Here is a 19,829-nt window from a genome sequence, read left to right as displayed (position 1 = left end):
TCAATTCAGCACTTTTACATTTAATATTTATCATTTGAAATTTTACATTAGAAATAAGCTATTGGCAATCAGGTAATTAATGGTATATTACACTTCCAGCACCAGAATAATAGCATCGTTGGAAAGCGCTTCAAACTCCACAGCATCCAGGTTCCACAACGCCAGCCCGTCGCGGGGATGGAGCAACCGGTCCTGAACTTCAAAAGCCCCTTCGATGGCGAATACAAACGCCCGTTTTTGGGCATTGCGCAGGGTATAACCGCCTTCCTGACGACCCCCGTATTTTCCGATAAAACCCAGCTTGTTGCTGTCCAGCGAGTAAAATAAGGGTGCAAGCTGATTGCGATATTGGAGATCAAAGGTTGTGAGCGGAAAACGTTCGGAGCTTTCGGAACCGGTTGGACTGGCATTCAGACCAAGCAGCAGGTAATTAACAGCTTCAGTTTCAAACGGATTACTAATCCCGTATTCCTGCCCCGGTGATACCGTGAAGTGAAAGACCTCACCCGCTCCCAGAAAAACGCTTTCTCCGAGACCATCCTCCAGTTCGATCCCGCCAACCACCGGAATGATTACCACTTCGGTCGGTTTTTCGACAGCCAGCGTATGGCTTGTACCGGCCCGTAACGTATCGTCGTTAAAAACCGTCAGGGCGCCAAAAGGCCGTCGGCTTTCGTGCTGATACAGCCCGAAATTGAAGGTATGAAAACTCCGGTGATCAGCGGACTGCGTGCAGCCGCGCTGATCGGAGAGGTAAATTTGGGCTTCCGTTTCGGTAAGCATACCGTTTGATCGTTCGGTTGATGAGAAACTACGCCAGTACGACAATGGCCCACGTTAGTTCATAACCCGCTGATGGGCTTCCGGTTACGACTGACATGTTCGTGGAAGTACCATCGCTGAAAACGTTGTCGCGGGCATTGGTGGTGTCGGCCTGGCCGTGGCTGGCGTAAACCCCCTGTGCATACACCACCTTGCTGATGTCTTCTGGAAAAGCAATTTGGGATATTTTCAACGATTTGCCAGTGGAATCGTACACGTGGACGTGAATGTGGGGAGCGCGACCGCTGTACCAGCCGGGGTAGATGCTGGTAAAGGTCACCAGCCCATTGGCGTCGGATGTCTGGCGTCCCCGCAGAAAATGGACGCTCTGGTAGTTGGTCGACTGCATCTGCGTACCGCCGTATTCAGAATAGTTTCCGGCTGCGTCGCAGTGCCAGATGTCTACCAAAGCCCCCGTCAACCCGGCGCAACTGTTGTTTTTGTTCTGAACGGTAATTTTGATGGTCAGCTTGGTTCCCTGCCGGTCAGAGGTGATGTTGTTGGTCACCAGACTGGTGGGCGTCTTGGTGGGGAAAGGGCCTTCCGTTTCGTTGGAGGTTTCGGTGCAGGTTCCGGTGGTAGTGCCGGTCGTGGTGCCTGTTCCGGTGGTTGTCGTCGGTTCCACGGCGTCGTCGGTTGAGCAGGCGCCAACCATGGGCATAATTGCGGCCATACCCAATGCGGAAAAAGTCCTTTTCAAAAATTCTTTGCGGTCCATGCGTCAGTTGCTATAGATGGTAAAGTTGTGCTTGGTTTCTATCTATATCGTTGAAAGGCCCCGTTTCGTTGCGTTGGGATGGCGATTATAGGTAAACCGGGTAAATTTGTCGGTGAATGCGTCAACCGATCGGTCTGTGGGGATGAGTAGAAGACCGTTGTTAAGTTTGTTTTACCATTCCGCCGATCCCTGTTTTTTGCAGACCAAATTGCCTAACTATGCATCCTTAACCAGCCGCTATGAATGTGAAACCGGTTTACCTGCCAGCCCTGGCCGCCGACCGGCGGGAGTGGGATGCTTTTGTGACCGACGACGAAACCGCCTTCCAGAAGCTAATGGAGCGGTTTTATGGCGCATTGGTCAATTACGGCAGCAAATACAGCAAGGACAAGGAACTGGTAAAAGACAACATTCAGGAGTTGTTTATCGACCTCTGGACCCACCGGCACCGGTTGTCGCAACCCACGTCGGTCAAGGCGTATCTGCTCACGTCTCTGCGTCGGCGGTTGGTGCGGAGTTTGTCCAAACCGTATTTCCTATCCCTTACGGATCAGCTAAACGATGGTGATTTTTATTTCGAACCTTCGCCGGAATTGATCCTGATTGAGCGCGAAAGCATCGTCCGGCAGTCGCAGCAGGTGGCCCGGTACCTGAACGAACTACCCCGCCGACAGCGCGAAATCATCTACCTGAAATATTACCAGAATCTGGATCGGGAGGAGATTGCCGAGGTGATGGGCATCTCACACCAGTCCGTTTCCAACCTGTTGCAGAAGGCTTTGCTCGCCCTTCGCCGGGTAATTCCCGTCGATCTGACCCTCGTTCTGGTCGGTTTTCTGGTCGCTTAAAACCGCTTTCCAATTATTTTCTTCAATTGCCAAAAAAATGGGGTATGTCCTTTCGCGCGGCTGCATCTCTGAGTAAAAGCCCCACGCGCCGATGTTCAACTACGCTTACTTTACGGTTGAGGAATTCCTGAAAGACGACTGGTTTCGCGAATGGGTTCTGGCCCCGACGCACCAAACCGACGCTTTCTGGAACGAATGGGTACGTCTTCATCCGGAACAGCAAGCAACCATCGACCAGGCCAGGGCGTTGCTGCGGACGTTGGAAATGCCGCATCAACCAGTTTCCAACGCCGAACGGGATGAGGTCATTCGGGAGACCTGGGCCAAAATCCGGCAAAAGCAGGAACCGTCGGTTCGGACCATTCCGCTTTGGAACTGGAGCCGGATGGCCGCTGCCGTTTTTGTGCTGGCGGGATTGGGTTGGGCCGCAATTCTTTATCAAAACCGCACGCAATTCAGCGTGTTACCGGGCCTGGTGTCAACGCAAGCCCATGACCAGATCACCGTAACGAACCCGACTTTGCAGCCGTTGGTGGTACCCTTGCCCGATGGAAGCCGCGTGACGCTTTCGCCCGCTGCCAGCCTGCACTATGACAAACGGTTTACAGAAACGGAACGCCGGACTTTTTTAAAAGGGGAGGCTTTTTTTGAAGTCGCGCGCAATCCGGCCCGGCCTTTTCTGGTCATCACGGAAAAATTGGTGACGCGGGTTTTGGGAACCAGTTTCTGGGTGAAAGCGGAGGCCGGGATGCCGGAGAGTCGGGTGATTGTCAAAACCGGTAAAGTGTCGGTGTTTCGGACGCGTGATCTGGAACAAAAGCAGGCCAAACCGGAAGGCGTGGTGTTGACGCCGAATCAGCAGGTGGCCCTGACAGAAGCCGATAACCGGTTCGCAAAGTCGCTCATTGCCCAGCCGGTGCCGATTAAAACCGCCGGTCAGCCATCGGAAATCAGCTATGCAGAAACCCCGGCACCGCAGATTTTTCAGGCACTGAGTCAGACCTACGGGATCGACATTCTGTATGACGACGAATTGCTGAAGCACTGCCAGATTACGGCAACGCTGGCCGACGAATCCTTATTCGAGAAGCTCGATTTGCTTTGTCGCAGTATCCATGCCACTTACGAAGTGATTGATACACAAATCGTTATTTATAGTAAAGGATGTAAGTAGTACGCGTAGAAAAGGTCGGTAATGGTACCAGCATTACCGACCCGAAAAGTACCCGCCTGCCTGTGAAGACCTCTTCGGAAGAGAGGGCGGGATTGTTTTGCCAGTTGAAAACTAACCAAACAGTCAAAAGTATGAAAAAAAGAATACGCAGGCACCCTTTGACCTACCAAATCATGCGTGTCAGTTTCATTCAACTTGTCCTGATAACAGCCTTGGCCGGTATGGCCTACGCCGGGGACGTGGTTGCCCAGAATTTGCTCAACCGAAAAATCTCGCTGCAGGTCGATGAGCAGGAAGTAAAGACGGTTTTGCGGCAGCTTGAAAAACAGGCCGATGTACGGTTTATGTACAGCCCGCAGGTGGTTCCGGCCAACCGGAAAGTGTCGCTGAACGTGACGAATCAGTCGCTGGCCGACGTGCTCAGCAGCCTGCTGAAACCGCTGAATGTCAGTTATGAAGTAAAAGGGAAGCAGATTCTGCTGGACAAAGCTCCGGAAACCGGGCAGGTGGAACTTCGAACTAAACCTATTGCCCTGGAAGCTCTGGCGCGTACGATCACCGGTACGGTCACGGATTTTGAAAACAAGCAGCCCATTCCGGGCGTGACGGTTGTGGTCAAAGGCACCACCAAAGGCACGGCCACGGACGGGAATGGCCTCTATTCGTTGCGCGTCGACGACGCCGATCAGGCCCTGGTGTTCAGTTTTGTCGGGTATGAACCACAGGAAGTGACCATTGCCAACCGCACGACCATCGCGGTTTCGCTCAAACCCGACATCAAAGCCCTGAGCGAAGTGGTGGTGGTGGGCTACGGCACGCAACGCAAAACCTCGACCACGGCTGCGGTTTCGACCGTCAAAGGGGATGAGTTGAAAGCCGCGCCGGTCGCCAACATTAACAACAGCATCAGCGGGCGTGTATCCGGGGTGTTGTCGTTTCAGGGCAGCGGGGAGCCGGGGAAAGATGCGTCGACCCTGCGGGTGCGGGGCCTCGGAACCACCGGGTCGCAAAACGGGGCGCTAACGATTGTCGACGGCATTCCGCGTCCGTTTGCGCAATTGAACCCGAATGAAATTGAGAGCATTACGGTTTTGAAAGATGCCGCAGCGGTGGCTCCTTACGGATTGGCGGGTGCCAACGGCGTTATTCTGGTGACGACCAAACGCGGTAAATCCGGGCGGATTTCGTTGAGCTACAACGGCTGGGTGGGTATGCAGCGACCAACGCGCTATCCCGATTATTTGAACTCGTATGAGTTTGCCTCGTTGTTGAATACTGCCAACAAAAACGCGGGTTTGCCGGCCACCTACACCGACGAGCAATTGCAGAAATACCGGGATGGCTCCGACCCCGACCATTACCCCAATCACGACTGGGTTCGGGAAGTGATCAATTTTCAGGCACCGATGACCAACCATGATTTGACGCTGGCGGGCGGTTCCGACAAGGTGCGGTTTTTTACATCACTGCGCTACATGTATCAGGAGGGGGCGGTGAAAACCATCAATTTCTCGCGGGTCAACCTGGCTTCCAACATTGATGTGAATGCGACGCCGACCACCACGATTTCGCTGGATGTGAAGGGCACGCTGGAGAATACCAACAACCCCGGGTCATCGAGCGGCACCGGTATTTTTACGTCGGTTACCAAAAATCCACCCCTGCTGGTCAATCAGTTGTCGTTCAGCAATGGCCTGCCGGGGAACGAGTTGCTGCCGTCGATCTACGAAAGCGGCTACAACAAGATGACCAACAACATCCTGTTTACGCAGTTGACCATCGAGCAGAAACTGCCGTTCATTCCCGGTTTGGCGATCAAGGGCGTGGCTGCTTACGATAAAAACTACTCGTTCTCCAAGATCTGGCAAACGCCTTTTACGTATTATACGCTGAATGCCCAGGATCAGTTTGTGACCACCAAAGGGGGCGTGGGCGCTCCGCAGTTGTCACAGGCCTTCAGCCAAAGTCCGAAAACGACTTTGCAAGGGTACATAACCTACCTAAATACATTCGGCAAACACGCGGTCAACGTGCTGGGTGTCGTTGAGCAGCGCAACGGCCAGAATGATGACTTTGCGGCTTCCCGGCTGAACTATGCGGTGTATCTGGATCAGCTCTCGACGGGTAGTACCAACAAAACCAATTACGACAATTCAGGATCGGCCAGTTCGAGTAAGCAGGTCGGTTTTGTGGGTCGTGCCAGTTACAATTATGCCGAAAAGTACCTGGTCGAACTGGCCGGGCGGTACGATGGACACTATTATTTTGCGCCCGGCCAGCGGTTTGCCTTCTTTCCGGCGGCTTCCTTAGGCTGGCGGATCTCGGAAGAGAAGTTCTTCAAAGACCGGATTTTGTGGGTGAATAACCTGAAAATCAGAGCGTCGTACGGCAAATCAGGCAATCTGGCGGGGAGTCCGTTTCAGTACCTGAGTACCTACGGACTGGCGAACAGCTACGTGTTTGGCGGAACCCAGTTTTACCAGACGCAGGGTGTTTTTGAACGCAACGAAGCCAACCCGAACATTACCTGGGAAACCGCCAAAAAGTTTGACATCGGCCTCGAAGCGTCGTTGTGGAACGGTCGGCTGAACCTGGAAGCGGATTATTTCCACGAACGCCGGTCGAACATGCTGGTGTCGCCTGCCCAAACGGTTCCGGTGGAATACGGCATCGGTATTTCGCAGGTCAACGCGGGTGAAATGAGCAACCGGGGGGTCGATCTGTCGATCAACACCCGGCAGTCGTTCCGGGGTGGTCTGAAGCTGGACGCGACCTTCAATTTTACGTATGCCGCCAACAAACTTGTCCAGACGTTCGAGAATGCCTCGACTTTCAACAATCCCAACCGACGCCGGACGGGGCGGCCCTACAACGCGCGGTTTGGCTACCGGGCCATCGGTTTTTTCCAGTCGGAAGAAGAAATCAAGGCGTCGGCCACGCAGTTCGGCGCGCTAAAACCGGGTGATATCAAGTACGAAGACATCAACAAAGACGGCAAAATTGACGGCAACGACGAGGTATTTATCGGAAAACCGCTGGAGCCGCAGATGATTCTGGGCTTAACGACCAATCTGACCTGGAAGGGCTTCAACCTGAATCTGTTGTGGCAGGGGGCCGCATCGAGCACGCTTTTGCTGGAAAACGAAGCGCAATTGCCGTTTTTCAACGGGGCCAAAGTGTTTCGGGAGCAACTGGATTACTGGACACCCGAAAACCCCAATGCGGCTTACCCGCGCGTGACGCCTTCACCGACGACCAACAACAGCCAGGTGTCGTCCTTCTGGATTCGGGATGGCAGTTACCTGCGATTAAAAACCCTGGATTTCGGCTACAGTTTTTCGCCAGCGGTTCTCAGCAAACTGAACGCCCAGACGCTGCGGGTGTATGTTTCCGGTCAGAATTTGCTCTCGTTTTCGAAAGTGCCCTTTCTCGATCCCGAACTGGCCAGCAACCGGGCGCGGTATTATTTCCAGCAAAAGGTGTATACGGTCGGCTTGACGATCGGTTTTTAACGCATGCTCAACTTGCCTATTCAACCATGAAAAAAATACTGATTTCCTGTTTTGTCCTCCTCACTTGCCTGTCGTGCAGCGACCAGACGGTGGAGGTGATGCCGACCGACCAGCTAACGAACGAAACGGTTTGGAGCACGCCCCAAAATGCCAGTCTGTTTTTAAATGACGTCTATAATTCGCTGAACGCCGGGCCCTGGTCGTCGGTCTTTACCAACGTGCCCACCGAAGTCAGCAACGACCCGCTGGACAACTATTCCGATAATTCGGTGAATGGAAACCTGGCCGGTATTCCATCGTACACGCTGTTTGCCAACAATACCTACGGTCCGAACGCGCAGATTTTTGGCCCGCAATGGAGCCGGATGTACGCCAACATCCGCAAGTGCAACCTGTTTCTCGAAAAAGTAGCGGTTTCGTCGTTCGATGAGGCTACTAAAAAATCGATGCTGGCGCAGGCCCGGTTTCTACGGGCGTATTTCTACACGTCCCTGATCAATCTCTACGGCGGGGTTCCGCTGATCACGAAAGTCCTAAACCGGAATGCGGAGGAGGATATCAATTATCCGCGAAATACGTACGCCGAATGCGTCACGTTTGTTCAGGAAGAATGCACGAAAGCGGCCGCTGATTTGCCCGCCACCGTTGCTGGTGTGGACTTGGGAAGAGTTACGAAAGGTGCGGCTCTGGCCTTGAAAGGTGAGCTGGAACTCTACGCGGGCAAATGGGCGGATGCCGCTGCTACCAATCAGCAAATCATGCAACTGAATGTTTATGAGTTGTTTGCGGATTACGGCGGGTTGTTTTATTCGGCCAATGAGAACAATAAAGAGGTGATTTTCGATGTGCAGTATGCGCCGAACATCAAAGGCCACGCGCGGGATACGTACTGGGGCGTAACGATGCTGACGAACGGTTTGGGCTGGGGCAGTGTCAACCCAACGCAGAATCTGGTGGATGATTACGAGTTTCTGGATGGCAAAACGGCCGCCGAGGGTTCGGCTCAGTACGATCCAAAAAATCCGTACGCCAACCGGGACAAGCGGTTTGCGGCTTCCATTTTGTACGACGGAACACCCTGGATTGGCGGACAGGTGATTTACACCCGGCTGGGGATCGCGAATAACAACAATGCCTTCGATGCGTCGGGCTCGGGCGGAAAAAACCGGACGGGTTATTTCCTGAAAAAGCTCCTCGATCCGGCCGTCATGCCCAGCCGGGATAACCTTAATAATGCCACGGGCGGTTCCAATTCCATCGTTTTCCGCTACGCCGAGGTGCTGTTGAATTACGCGGAAGCGAAAAATGAACTGTCGGGGCCGGATCAGACGGTGTATGATGCGATGAATAAAATCCGTACCCGCGCCGGCTTGCCAAACCTGCCCACAGGCCTGAGTCAGGAGCAGATGCGCCAGCGAATTCGCCGGGAACGCCGGGTGGAACTGGCGTTCGAAGGCAAGCGGCTGTTTGATCTCTGGCGGTGGCGGATTGCACCCGACGTGTTCAGCAAACCGCTGAAAGCCATGAAAATTTCGACGGTCAATGGGGCACTGACGTATGAAGTCGTCAACGTAGGTGGTGGCACGATCAAGTTCGATCCAGCCAAAAACTACCTGATGCCGATTCCACAGGCGGTGATCGACCAGAACCCGAAAATCGTTCAAAATCCGGGGTATTGAGGTTTTTGTAGAGTAAAGACCAGAGAAGTGAGACGCAAGACGAATGGTATTCTATTGTCTGGCTTCTCTGGTCTATTTATGACTTTCGCTTTTTGCCCCGTTCCCCTAAAGGGGACTTGGACGCGGTTAATCCGGATTTGAAAGTCCCCTTTAGGGGATTAGGGGCAAAAGCCTAGTCTATCGCCTTTCATTTTAAAAAAAACATTCCATGAGGTATTCCTTCTTCGTCATATCCCTAATCCTTACCGCCGGGTTATGCGGTTTTTCACTGATTGATCCGGCACCTGGTTTTCATACGATTCGGGCTAAAAATAGTGCGGATTTAAAGACCTTCTTTGCCTATTCGCCCGACCGGCTTCCGTTTGTCAGCGCCCACCGGGGCGGGGCGCGAAAAGGCTTTCCGGAAAATTGCCTGCCTACGTTTGAAAATACGCTCAAGCAGGTGCACGCCATTCTGGAAATCGATCCGCATTACACCAAAGACAGCGCCATTGTGCTCATGCACGACGCCACCCTCGACCGCACCAGCAACGGCCACGGCAAGGTTTCGGATTTCACCCTGAGCGAATTGAGAAGTCTGAAACTGAAAGATACCGAAGGCCATGTGACACCCTACGCGATGCCGACGCTCGACGAAGCGCTGGAATGGGCGAAAGGCAAAACCGTGCTGGTGCTGGACATGAAAGATGTTCCTATTGAAGCCCGGGTTCGAAAAATTGTTGAACACCGGGCCGAAGCCAACGCGATTGTGATGGCGTACAGCAACGAAGACGCGGTGAAATGTTACCAACTGAATCAATCGATTCTGATGGAAGTGATGCTGGGGACGATGGAGAAAGTCCGGGAGTTCGACAAAACGGGGGTGCCCTGGCAGAACGTCGTCGTTTTTGTGAGCCACATGCTGGGGAAAGATCCGGAACTGTTCCGGGAAATTCACAAACGAGGAGCGATGTGTATGGTGGGAAGTTCGCGCAACTACGACATCCAGTATACCAAAGGCACCATCAAAACCACCGACGAACTGACGAAAGGTTACCTCGGCATCATCGACAGCGGAGCGGATATTATCGAAGCTGACCTCGCCATCGAAGCCGGCATGGCGCTGAAACCGCTGCAAACCGCTCGTTCTTCTTCCAAAGCGTCTTATTTCAGGTAATCAGTACGTTCGCTTTTTGCCCTCAACCCCCTAAAGGGGGCTTTCAAATCCGGATGTTTGAGCCCCCTTTAGGGGGTTGGGGGCAACAAACGAAAGCCTTACTAACATGAAAAATATGAAACTCTATTCACTAGTGGCTTTGGGGGCGGTTTTGCCGTTGCTGGTTTTCCTTTCCTTTACACCAACCGAACAAAACGCCCCGAAAAAACCGAACATCATTCTGATCGTGGCCGATGATCTGGGCTACGGCGATGTGGGATTTAATGGGCAAACCAAAATCAAAACGCCGAACCTCGACCGACTGGCAGCCGAGGGCATGAACTTTCGGCAGCAGTATTGCGGCACCTCCGTTTGTGGACCGTCGCGGGCGGCTTTGATGACCGGCATTCACACCGCCCACGCCACCGTGCGCGAACTCTCGGAATGGAGCCTGACCGGAAAACCGGCCAATCTGATTCCGACGGATGTGACGGTGGCCGAAGAATTGAAGCGGGCGGGCTACCAAACCGGCATCATCGGCAAGTGGGGGCTGGACGAAGGCGGCACGACGGGCCATGCGCTGGATCAGGGGTTCGATGTTTTTTACGGTTTCAAAACCCACCGCGAAGCGCACCATTACTACCCCGAATACATCTGGCAAAACCGGGAAAAGGTGCTGTTGCCGGACAATGACTGTGCGAAAAAAGTTGGGACGTATTCGAACGACTCGTTTGTCAGTCAGACACTGGGTTTCATTCAGGAACATAAAAACGGGCCGTTTTTTCTGTACCTGCCGTTCACGCTGCCACACAATGAGCTAACCGTACCCGACGATTCCAAACAGCCCTACCAGAATCTGGGCTGGCCCCAGCGACCCATGAAAGTGGCTCACTATCACCACGATCCCGACGGTAATCTTGCCTATGCCGGTATGGTGTCGCGCTTGGATCGCTACGTGGGGCAGATCATGGCCGAATTGAAAAAGCAGAAGCTGGATGAGAATACGCTGGTCGTTTTTACGAGCGACAACGGACCCGGTTTCGACAACGGCTTCTTCGACAGCAACGGCCCGTTTCGGGGCGGGAAACTGCAATTGTATGAAGGCGGTATTCGGGTGCCGTTTGTGGTTCGCTGGCCGGGGAAAATCAAAGCCGGGTCGGTGTCGGGTCATGCGTGTGCGTTCTGGGATTTTCTGCCAACGGCTTGTGAAGTAGCCGGAATTAAACCGACCGCTAAAATTGACGGAATTTCGTGCCTGCCGACGCTGTTGGGAAAACCGAAAAACCAGCAGGTTCATGATGCTTTGTATTGGGAAATCAACGAGCGGGAAGGGCCGATTCAGGCCGTAGTGATGGGGCCGTGGAAAGGTATCAAGTTGTACGAAAAACCTTTTGAACTGTACAACCTGACCGATGACATCGGCGAGAAGACGAACCTGGCCGATCAACATCCGGAAATTGTCGCAAAAATGAAGACTTTCATGACCAAAACCCGGACCGAACACCCGGAATTTCCGCTGACGAAGCGCAAAGCGTTGTATTAAAACCGGGAATTCCCTACTTTGAGCGCGGCCGATGGTGCAATGCCTGACGCAATCAGCTTCCTAAACCGATGAAAAATAGATTCTTTTCCCTGTTTTGCAGTATTTTCGTTTTTGCCGGACTGGCCGCTCAGGCACAGCAGAAACCCAATGTCGTGCTGATTTATGCGGATGATTTGGGTTATGGCGATTTGAGTTGCTACGGCGCAACGAAAGTTAAAACACCGAACATCGACCGGGTTGCCGCCGAAGGGTTGCGGTTTACCAACGCCCACGCCGCATCGGCCACCTGCACGCCCTCGCGGTATTCGCTTCTGACCGGCCAATATGCCTGGCGAAAAACCGGAACGGGAATTGCCCCCGGTGATGCGGCCCTGCTGATTCCGACCAACCGCGTAACCTTGCCCGGGATGTTACAGCGGGCGGGTTACCAAACCGGCGTAGTTGGCAAGTGGCACCTGGGCCTGGGACCCAAAGGCGGGCCGGACTGGAACGGCGACATCAAACCGGGGCCGCTGGAAATCGGGTTTAACTACTCGTTTTTGCTGCCCGCAACGGGCGACCGTGTTCCCTGCGTGTACGTGGAAAACCACCGCATTGTCGGATTAAATCCCAGCGATCCGGTTCAGGTGAGTTACAAAGATCCGATTGGAACCGAACCCACCGGCAAAGCAAACCCGGAACTGCTCAAGATGATGTATTCCCATGGCCACGACCAGACGATCATCAACGGCGTCAGCCGGATTGGGTATATGAGCGGGGGCAAATCGGCGCGCTGGGTCGATGAAGAAATGGCGGATGTGTTGACCGGGAAAGTGAATCGGTTTATTGAAACGAATCAGAAAAGCCCGTTTTTTGTCTACTTTTCGACGCACGATATTCACGTTCCCCGCATGCCGCACTCCCGGTTTGTGGGCAAAAGTGGTATGGGGCCGCGGGGCGACGCCATTCTGCAACTGGATTATTGCGTGGGAGAGGTTATGAAAACCCTGGAACGACTGGGCCTGAAAGACCAGACGATGGTGATTATCAGCAGCGATAATGGCCCGGTGGTGGACGATGGTTACCGGGATGAGGCCGTGGCGAAACTGGGCGGGCACACCCCGGCGGGATCGTTGCGCGGGGGGAAATATAGCGCGTTCGATGCCGGAACGCGGGTGCCGTTCATTGTCCGCTGGCCGGGAAAGGTGAAAGTAGGAACCTCCGATGCGCTGCTGAGTCAGGTCGATTTGCTGGCTTCGCTGGCGGTTTTGACGGGCCAGAAAGTGGGCGAGGGGGAAGCCACCGACAGTTTCAATACCCTCAATGCCTTGCTTGGGAAAGACCCGAAAGGTCGCGATTACGTCATTGAACACGCGTTGAACAACACCCTTTCGATCCGGAAAGGAAACTGGAAATACATCGAACCGAGCCAGGGACCGGCGGTACAGAAAAACACCAACACCGAGTTGGGGAACAATCCTCAACCCCAACTGTATAACTTGAAGACGGACTTGGGAGAGACGAAAAACGTCGCCGGACAGAACCCGCAGGTCGTCGCCGAAATGGTGGCTTTGCTCAAGACGGTGAAGGAAGGGAAATGAAACTAGGGGTAGACTTTACCGTCTTTAATCACCATTTCGATGGCGAAAAGGGCGGTTGAGAAATCCTTTTCCAGGTCGCCTTTAAAAACCGCCAAGTCTGCTTTCATCCCTTTTTTTAAGGTGCCGGTTTGATTCGAAATCCCCAACGCTTTGGCGGCATTCAGGGTGGCAAACCGAAGTACTGTCGGAATGGGGATTCCGGCTTCGGCGTACGAAAGCAGCACATCGACCGAGCCTTTTCCGCGATCTATACCGGGGATGTCGTTGTAATAATCTGAACCCGAGACGATGGGGACGCCGAGGTTGACGGCCCGGTTAAGCCGGTCATGAAACCCTTTCAGCGCACCGTGTAGATAATCTTCGCCCTCTTTACCTTTCATCCCGATGGCCGCTACGCGCAGCTTGCCCTGCTCGCGGGAGACATCGGTGGGCACCAGGTACGTTCCGCGTTTTGCCATGATCGACAAGGTGCTGTCCGACAGGGAATAGCCGTGTTCGATGCCATCCACTCCCGCCAAAACTGCATCCCGCGCTGATTCGTCGTAGGTGGCGTGGGCGGTGACGGGAATTTTCTGTTGGTGGGCAGTTTCAACAATGGCTTTTATTTCGTCGGGAGCCAGCACCCGGTTGTCGGTGTTCATGCAGACTTTGATCACGTCCACTCCCCGCCGAATGTGCGCCAGAACGGCGGCTCGGGCATCTTCGGCTCCTTTGATCACGCGGTATTCCTGGTTGATCAGGAAACTGTCGGCGGGAAACAAACGTCCAAACTGACCACCCGGCGGACTCAGAATCGGCCCGGAAACCACCAGGCGAGGGCCGGGGACTTCGCTCCGGTCAAGTTCCTGTTTCAGCCTGACATCCAGGAATTGCCCGGAATTGCCGACATCCCGAACGGTGGTCAACCCGGCCATCAAACTCGCTTTGGCAAAGCCCAATGCTTGTTTCATTCGCTCGTCGGCGGGAACTTTCGACGCGACTTCCAGACCATCCTTCGTGATTTTCTGATTGATCAAAAGATGCGTATGCGCATCGATCAAACCGGGGGTGACGGTGCTGTTCCGGAGGTCAATCAACCGGGCTTTTTTCGGTTTTTTCAAACCACTGCCCACCGCAACAATCCGATCACCTTCAATGACTAGGTCCTGATTGATCAGAAAAACGTTTTTCTCGGAATCGTATAATTTACCGGCTTTGATAAAAAGGAACTGCTTGGATTTTTGAGCCTGCGAGGTAGTAAAAATGAAAAGAAATAAACAGGAAAATAGGCAGCGCATGCAGATTTCGGGTGGGTCGGTTAGGGAAAACAAAAACGAACGATGACCATCGACCCGGCCGAAGCAGTGGGATAGTCATCGTTCATTGTCAGGCTTTTAGGATTAATCTAGCGAAGCCCGCGGACAAACCGGCGAATCGAGTCGCGGTACACCTGCTCGGACTGTTCCAGTGGCTGGTGATCCCGGAGCATCATGGCCAGGGTAATCATGCCGTGCGACAACGACCACCACTCGAAATACAATTTCTGAATGCTCTCTTTCGATTTGGGAATGAAAGAGAAGATAATTTCCCGAATAATATTGCTGATATCTTCCATTTCGATGGAATCACAAACGGGAATGGTGCAATAGGCACCGTTCAAATTATACATGACCTGGTAAATCTCGGGCTGATCCAGGGAAAACTGCCACTGGGCCACCGACATTTCGAATAGGCGTTTTTCCGGGTCACGGTATACTTTTTTTATACGGTCGTATTCCTGTCGTAAATGACGAAACCCTTCGTTTCGGATTTCGTCGAGCAGTATATCCTTGCTATCGAAATATTCATAGACAATCGGGGCACTGTAGTCAATGGCATCGGCAATTTTACGGATCGAAACGGCTTGCCAACCTTCCCGGCGAGCGATGTCCTTAGCGGTCAAAACAATTCCGGCGCGGGTTTGCTCCCGGCTGCGTTGCTTGCGCTCAAGTGTCTCCATACGGTTTACATCAAGTTAACAGTGTTAAATCGGCGTTAAACTACACATTACTAGGCAAACGATCTAACGCTGGCTCAATTATTCTTCCAAATATTCAATTTTTGCAATAAATTGTCTAGTTAATCGTTCCGCCGTCCGGAATTTGTAGCTTAAAACCGCTTTGTTCATCAGTTCATCTCTTTTTCTTGGCAACCAGCAGTAGCCGTTCGTCGCCCAATAAAAAATCGGAACCATCCAGATTACCAAGTAGTTCGGTGATGGTTAGCCCGGCTTTCTGGAAGAGACGATGCAATTCGGCCACGGTGTAAATGTAATGCCGCGACTTTTGGCGTTGAGTCTGGCCGCTCCGCAGATAGGTCAGGTGAGCCGTAATGCAACTCTCGCGGGCGTCGTATTCGTTTTCCATCAAAAATGTAATATCGCCGATCTGCATCCAGCTTCGTTCCTCAAAATCGGGCAAGACCGATTCGGCAATCATGGCCGTGTCGGCCACAAACCGCCCGCCCACCGGTAATAATCCGGCTATTTTTTGCAAAAAAAACAGCATTTGGTCGTGCGGAAAAAAGCTAAAACTATTGCCCAGGCAGTAAGCGGCTTTAAAAACACCCTCGATTGGAAGCGTCATAAAATCGCCGGTGATGGTTTCTAAGGGTAGTTTTTGCCGTTTGGCATTCGCCCGGAGTTCGCCGATGGATTCAGTTGAAATGTCCACACCTGTGACGGAATAGCCCATCCGGGCGAGTTCGAGCGCATGACGGCCGTGACCACAGAAAATATCGAGTACACGTCCACCGGGTTGCACATCCAGTGTATCGTGCAGAAAATCGCATTCCAGTTCCGTTTGCTCGTCGGTTTGACCGGCTTTCCAGGCTTCCTGAACCAGTCCGTAGAAAAAATTCTCGTACCACATAAGGGAGTTAAGAATGAAGAGTTATGAGTTAAAAGTAGAATGCGTCAGCCAATTCTTAACTCATAACTCATAACTTTTAATTCTTTTATCGTAATTCGCGAAGAATAATTCTTAAATCTCCATGCAAACCTATTGGGGTATCGACCTGGGCGGTACCAAAATTGAAGGAGTCGTGCTGTCGGCACCCTCCCCCGACGCCGTTGTGATTCGGAAACGCATCGATACGGAAGCGGATAAAGGCTATCAACACATCGTCAATCAGATCGCCAGCCTTGTAAAGGTATTAAAAGCCGAAACCGGTTACCAACCCGACCACATCGGCATCGGAACGCCCGGAACCTTCGACCCGGCCCGGCACGTCATGAAAGGCTGCAACACCACCTGCCTGAACGGCATGCCGCTGCCCCAGGAACTGGAGAAAGTGCTGGGCATTCCGGTGAGCATTGCCAACGACGCCAACTGTTTTGCCCTCGCGGAAGCCACGCTGGGGGCGGTGCCGGAAATCGTGCCGGACTACCGGGCGGTTTTTGGTGTCATCATGGGAACGGGCGTTGGTGGCGGGGTTGTTTTTCGCGGAAAAGACGGCCAGCCATTTGTTCAGAACGGTTTGCAGGGCATTGGGGGCGAATGGGGCCACATCACGCTGGAAGAAAACGGTTACCCGTGCTATTGCGGCAAACGCGGCTGCAACGAGCAGGTTTTCTCCGGCCCGGCCCTGCAACGGTATTACAGCGACATCAGTGGCGAAAAGCGGAACCTAAAAGAGATCGTTAGCCGACATCTGGCGGGCATCGATCCCTACGCGTCGCAAACCATCGACCGGCTGCTGGAAAACTTCGGAAAAGCGATTTCGGTCATTATCAACGTGCTGGATCCCGACGCCATTGTGCTGGGCGGGGGCGTTGGCAACATCGACCTGTTGTATACCGAAGGCGTTGAACGGGCCAAAAAATACGTCTTCAACGAAGGCCGTCTCAGCACCCATTTCCTAAAACCCAAACTGGGCGACAGCGCTGGCGTTTTCGGCGCAGCGATGCTGTAGTTAAGAGTTATGAGTTAAGAATGAAGAGTTGATCAGCTAACCGCTTGGGCTGCAAACTCTGCATTCTTAACTCATAACTCTTAACTACTTTTGCTTGGCTGCTCCGCCGGCGGGTTGTCCACCGCCATCACCGCCGTCTTTTACGTCGTCGTTGTTGACGGATTTTTTCCGGCGCTGGGGTTGGTCGAAACTCATTTTTCCGATCCGGTAGCTGAACGTCAACCGGATACCCCGGTTGTAGAAGTAGTTGATATTGCTCTGTTGGAAAGTCGGTGAGCTGAGTTCCGTCCGCATTTTGAACGGATTGGTCAGGAAGTTTTCACCCGCCAGACCCAGACTGCCCTTCGTCTGGCCTTTGTCGTCTTTGATGTCCTTCTTGATTCCCAGGCTGTAGAAAGCAAAACCGGTCTGATAGCCCTGCAACTGCACGCTCCGGCCCTGAACGAACCCAAAACCCTGCACACCCCAGCCCTTTTTCAGGCTCAAGCTCGTAAACATCCGGCCCGTTACCACAACCCCGGAATTGCTCGCGTTAAGCGATGGCGTGGGGCTGTTGTTGGTGATGTACGAATAATAGGCATCGGCACCGCCCCCGATCTGCCATTTCGAAAACAGGCTGATGTTCCCGAACACGTTGGCTCCGTAATTCTCCTTGTGGCCAATATTCTGGTAAGTCGTCGTGATCACCCCGTCCTGGCTCGTGGTCCGAACGCTCTCGATGGAATTATCGGTCCGGCGGGCAAAAAACGAAAAGTTTAGGTACGTTTTCTTGATGTAGGCACTCGTGCTAAGTTCAACATTGTCGGTCAGTTCCGGTTCCAGATACGGGTTCCCGAAGGTAATGTTCTGCGGATTGGCCGCATTGATGTTCGGGTTCAGGAACTGAATACCGGGACGTTGTAACCGCCGGTTGTACGCAAGTTTAATTGTCTTGCCACCTTTGAGTGATTTCGAGATGTTGATGCTCGGCACCAGGTTGCCGTAGCTCGGAATATCGATGGATTGCCCCGGTATTTCGGAGCGGAAATTCGCATTGATCATCGTGTATTCATACCGCGCACCGGCCTTGATCGTATACTTTGTTTTTGATGTGTAGGTGTACGAAAAATAGGTTGCGGCTACATTCTGGTCATAATCCAGACCGTTGTTGGGGCGGGTAGGATTCTGGGTGTATTCACCGGTTGGGCCGGTCGAGATAAAGTATTTATAGTCGCTGTCCACTTGCCGGAAGATGCCTTTCCCCCCAAATTCCACCAACTGATTGGCTTTGACGGGGGTTTGGTAGTCGATCTGAATCGTGGATTCCTGGTTGTAGCTCAGGTTATCGTTCCGGTCGCGGCCCGTGATGTCCGACGAACTGCCGAAGAGATCGGCTTCGTAATCGTTTGTGCGGTTATTGCGGCTGAACTGGGTCAGAATGCTGAATTCCTGCTGCGGTTTCTTGAAGGTTTTCGTATAATCGACATTTAAATCGACGGTTCCTGACAGGTTTTTGATGTCGACATCGCGCCGGGTGGTTTGTCCGGGAATGATGCCGCCCGGAAAGAAAACCGTAGCCAGATTCTGCGACGTTTTGCCATTCTGGGCACCATACCGCAACGATGCCGTAATGCTCTGGTTCTTCGCAATGTCGTAGTCGAAACCGAGCTGGTAGTTGCCAAAAATAAACTGGTTTTTCGTGTCGGCAATCTGGCGGGTTTCGGTCGTTACGCCATCGAAAAAGCTGCGTTGGGTATTCTCAAAACCCCCTTTGATGTTGTAGTTGGCGCGGCCAAAACCGCCCAGCGAAAAGCCCATTTTTCCGGCCCGGTAATTTCCGTTCAGACCCAGGTTGGAGCCCCGGTTTCCGACGCCCGCGTCCATGTTCAGGGTTAGTCCCTGCAAGGTATTTTTCTTCGTAATGATGTTGATGATACCGGCCGACCCTTCCGCGTCGTATTTGGCCGACGGCGACGTAATGACTTCCACCGACTTGATCATATCCGCCGGAATCTGCTTGAGGGCGTCGGCCACGCTGGCGGCCACAATCGTCGACGGTTTGTTGTTGATCAAAACCCGAACGTTGCTGCTCCCGCGCAAAGTCACGTTGCCATCGAGATCGACCGACAACATCGGCACTTTCCGCATCACTTCTGACGCGTCACCGCCCTTGTTGGTGATGTCTTTTTCGGCGTTATAAACCAGCCGGTCTACTTTTTCCTCCACAATCTGCGTTTGGCCGACTACGTTCACTTCCTGCAAAGTCTTTACGTCCGGTGCCAGTGCGACATTCCCGACGTTGATGTCTGACCCGCGTTCGATTTTCAGCTTACCGGTTTCCTTGTTTTTATAGCCCAGAAACGACACCTGCAGCCGGTATTCGCCCGGCACGAGTTTTGTAAGCGCAAATTTACCTTTCTCATCGCTGGTAGTACCGTCGATGGGCTTTCCGGTTTGCATGCTTAACAGGGCAATGGTGGCAAATTCGACCGGTTTGTTCGTCGTGGAATCGATCAGGACGCCGGAAATTTTACCGTTGCCGCGCGGGGCGTCGGGATTTACCGTTCCGGGAATCACCGGAGCCGGACGGGCACCCCCCTGCGGATTGCCAGCGGGAGGCTGGGCGAACGATAGGGTGGAGCATAAAATAATACCAAAAAGTATAAACTTTTTCATAATTCTGGGAATGTAGTCTGTTGGAAGCGGAAATAGCGGGGTCGAATAGAATTAAACAAAGATATTGCTAACTTCAATCCATAAGACAACCGGGTTTACCGTTGTTCGACTGAAAATGTGGAACGGTAAAATCAAGCCCGCGGATGGTACGGAAAATGGATGAATGGATCGCATGTGATTTTTAATAAATCACGCTCAAAAGTACGGCAAAGCAGAGGGTTTCAGGCCGGATA

The 19,829-nt window shown here is 52.9% G+C and carries 14 protein-coding genes; 8 read left to right on the top strand and 6 right to left on the bottom strand.

The features are described from left to right. Positions 1 to 87: 87 nt before the first annotated feature. Both ACS5NO_RS23510 and ACS5NO_RS23505 read right to left on the bottom strand, forming a co-directional pair. A complete protein-coding gene (locus ACS5NO_RS23510) occupies positions 88 to 783 on the bottom strand; it encodes a pirin family protein (protein ID WP_439417396.1) in 696 nt (231 codons plus the stop codon). 28 nt (positions 784 to 811) lie between these two features. Continuing rightward, entirely contained in the window at positions 812 to 1,540 is a 729-nt protein-coding gene (locus tag ACS5NO_RS23505; RefSeq protein WP_439417395.1) for a dioxygenase family protein, read from the bottom strand. Between the two features lie 239 nt (positions 1,541 to 1,779). Between ACS5NO_RS23505 and ACS5NO_RS23500 the strand changes: the two genes are divergently transcribed. From ACS5NO_RS23500 to ACS5NO_RS23470, 7 genes are all read left to right on the top strand, one after another. Continuing rightward, entirely contained in the window at positions 1,780 to 2,388 is a 609-nt protein-coding gene (locus ACS5NO_RS23500) for an RNA polymerase sigma factor (protein ID WP_439417394.1), read from the top strand. 91 nt (positions 2,389 to 2,479) lie between these two features. Then, complete coding sequence (locus ACS5NO_RS23495; protein WP_114407001.1) at positions 2,480 to 3,562, top strand: FecR family protein; 1,083 nt, start codon at positions 2,480 to 2,482, stop codon at positions 3,560 to 3,562. A 173-nt stretch (positions 3,563 to 3,735) separates the two neighbouring features. Continuing rightward, on the top strand, positions 3,736 to 7,074 hold the full coding sequence (locus ACS5NO_RS23490) for a TonB-dependent receptor (RefSeq protein ID WP_439417393.1): 3,339 nt from the start codon (positions 3,736 to 3,738) through the stop codon (positions 7,072 to 7,074). 26 nt (positions 7,075 to 7,100) lie between these two features. After that, positions 7,101 to 8,753 carry a RagB/SusD family nutrient uptake outer membrane protein gene (locus tag ACS5NO_RS23485; protein ID WP_439417392.1) on the top strand — a complete coding sequence of 551 codons (1,653 nt, stop codon included), beginning with the start codon at positions 7,101 to 7,103 and terminating at the stop codon, positions 8,751 to 8,753. Between the two features lie 208 nt (positions 8,754 to 8,961). Beyond that, the gene (locus tag ACS5NO_RS23480) at positions 8,962 to 9,909 is read left to right on the top strand and encodes a glycerophosphodiester phosphodiesterase family protein (RefSeq protein ID WP_439417391.1); all 948 of its coding nucleotides are present in this window, start codon (positions 8,962 to 8,964) and stop codon (positions 9,907 to 9,909) included. A 106-nt stretch (positions 9,910 to 10,015) separates the two neighbouring features. Next, positions 10,016 to 11,431, top strand: coding sequence for an arylsulfatase (locus ACS5NO_RS23475; protein ID WP_439417390.1), 1,416 nt, complete (start codon positions 10,016 to 10,018; stop codon positions 11,429 to 11,431). Between the two features lie 68 nt (positions 11,432 to 11,499). Further along, positions 11,500 to 13,011 carry a sulfatase family protein gene (locus ACS5NO_RS23470; protein WP_439417389.1) on the top strand — a complete coding sequence of 504 codons (1,512 nt, stop codon included), beginning with the start codon at positions 11,500 to 11,502 and terminating at the stop codon, positions 13,009 to 13,011. A 2-nt stretch (positions 13,012 to 13,013) separates the two neighbouring features. On the opposite strand, the gene ACS5NO_RS23465 is transcribed toward ACS5NO_RS23470, so the two are convergent. The 3 genes from ACS5NO_RS23465 to ACS5NO_RS23455 form a co-directional block, all read right to left on the bottom strand. Next, the gene (locus tag ACS5NO_RS23465) at positions 13,014 to 14,288 is read right to left on the bottom strand and encodes an amidohydrolase family protein (RefSeq protein ID WP_439417388.1); all 1,275 of its coding nucleotides are present in this window, start codon (positions 14,286 to 14,288) and stop codon (positions 13,014 to 13,016) included. 107 nt (positions 14,289 to 14,395) lie between these two features. After that, positions 14,396 to 14,989, bottom strand: coding sequence for a TetR/AcrR family transcriptional regulator (locus ACS5NO_RS23460; RefSeq protein ID WP_421830308.1), 594 nt, complete (start codon positions 14,987 to 14,989; stop codon positions 14,396 to 14,398). A gap of 172 nt (positions 14,990 to 15,161) precedes the next feature. Next, positions 15,162 to 15,899, bottom strand: coding sequence for a class I SAM-dependent methyltransferase (locus ACS5NO_RS23455; RefSeq protein WP_439417387.1), 738 nt, complete (start codon positions 15,897 to 15,899; stop codon positions 15,162 to 15,164). A gap of 121 nt (positions 15,900 to 16,020) precedes the next feature. Here ACS5NO_RS23455 and ACS5NO_RS23450 point away from each other — a divergent pair, with 121 nt between their 5' ends. Continuing rightward, positions 16,021 to 16,941 (top strand): ROK family protein, encoded by a 921-nt coding sequence (locus tag ACS5NO_RS23450; RefSeq protein ID WP_439417386.1) that lies wholly within the window; start codon positions 16,021 to 16,023, stop codon positions 16,939 to 16,941. A gap of 84 nt (positions 16,942 to 17,025) precedes the next feature. On the opposite strand, the gene ACS5NO_RS23445 is transcribed toward ACS5NO_RS23450, so the two are convergent. Then, positions 17,026 to 19,596: a TonB-dependent receptor gene (locus ACS5NO_RS23445; RefSeq protein ID WP_439417385.1), complete on the bottom strand. Its 2,571-nt coding sequence runs from the start codon at positions 19,594 to 19,596 to the stop codon at positions 17,026 to 17,028. Positions 19,597 to 19,829: the final 233 nt, after the last annotated feature.

The organism is Larkinella fluvii, from assembly GCF_051857545.1.
In the GTDB taxonomy this organism is placed as follows: domain Bacteria; phylum Bacteroidota; class Bacteroidia; order Cytophagales; family Spirosomataceae; genus Larkinella.
This window is presented reverse-complemented; position numbering and strand designations above follow the sequence as displayed.

What these genes read in the sequence shown, in the direction of transcription:
- ACS5NO_RS23510 (WP_439417396.1), bottom strand. Translation starts at nt 783, where the DNA reads ATGCTTACCGAAACGGAAGCCCAAATTTACCTCTCCGATCAGCGCGGC.
- ACS5NO_RS23495 (WP_114407001.1), top strand. Translation starts at nt 2,480, where the DNA reads ATGTTCAACTACGCTTACTTTACGGTTGAGGAATTCCTGAAAGACGAC.
- ACS5NO_RS23465 (WP_439417388.1), bottom strand. Translation starts at nt 14,288, where the DNA reads ATGCGCTGCCTATTTTCCTGTTTATTTCTTTTCATTTTTACTACCTCG.
- ACS5NO_RS23490 (WP_439417393.1), top strand. Translation starts at nt 3,736, where the DNA reads ATGCGTGTCAGTTTCATTCAACTTGTCCTGATAACAGCCTTGGCCGGT.
- ACS5NO_RS23480 (WP_439417391.1), top strand. Translation starts at nt 8,962, where the DNA reads ATGAGGTATTCCTTCTTCGTCATATCCCTAATCCTTACCGCCGGGTTA.
- ACS5NO_RS23460 (WP_421830308.1), bottom strand. Translation starts at nt 14,989, where the DNA reads ATGGAGACACTTGAGCGCAAGCAACGCAGCCGGGAGCAAACCCGCGCC.
- ACS5NO_RS23455 (WP_439417387.1), bottom strand. Translation starts at nt 15,899, where the DNA reads ATGTGGTACGAGAATTTTTTCTACGGACTGGTTCAGGAAGCCTGGAAA.
- ACS5NO_RS23450 (WP_439417386.1), top strand. Translation starts at nt 16,021, where the DNA reads ATGCAAACCTATTGGGGTATCGACCTGGGCGGTACCAAAATTGAAGGA.
- ACS5NO_RS23445 (WP_439417385.1), bottom strand. Translation starts at nt 19,596, where the DNA reads ATGAAAAAGTTTATACTTTTTGGTATTATTTTATGCTCCACCCTATCG.
- ACS5NO_RS23485 (WP_439417392.1), top strand. Translation starts at nt 7,101, where the DNA reads ATGAAAAAAATACTGATTTCCTGTTTTGTCCTCCTCACTTGCCTGTCG.
- ACS5NO_RS23505 (WP_439417395.1), bottom strand. Translation starts at nt 1,540, where the DNA reads ATGGACCGCAAAGAATTTTTGAAAAGGACTTTTTCCGCATTGGGTATG.
- ACS5NO_RS23500 (WP_439417394.1), top strand. Translation starts at nt 1,780, where the DNA reads ATGAATGTGAAACCGGTTTACCTGCCAGCCCTGGCCGCCGACCGGCGG.
- ACS5NO_RS23470 (WP_439417389.1), top strand. Translation starts at nt 11,500, where the DNA reads ATGAAAAATAGATTCTTTTCCCTGTTTTGCAGTATTTTCGTTTTTGCC.
- ACS5NO_RS23475 (WP_439417390.1), top strand. Translation starts at nt 10,016, where the DNA reads ATGAAAAATATGAAACTCTATTCACTAGTGGCTTTGGGGGCGGTTTTG.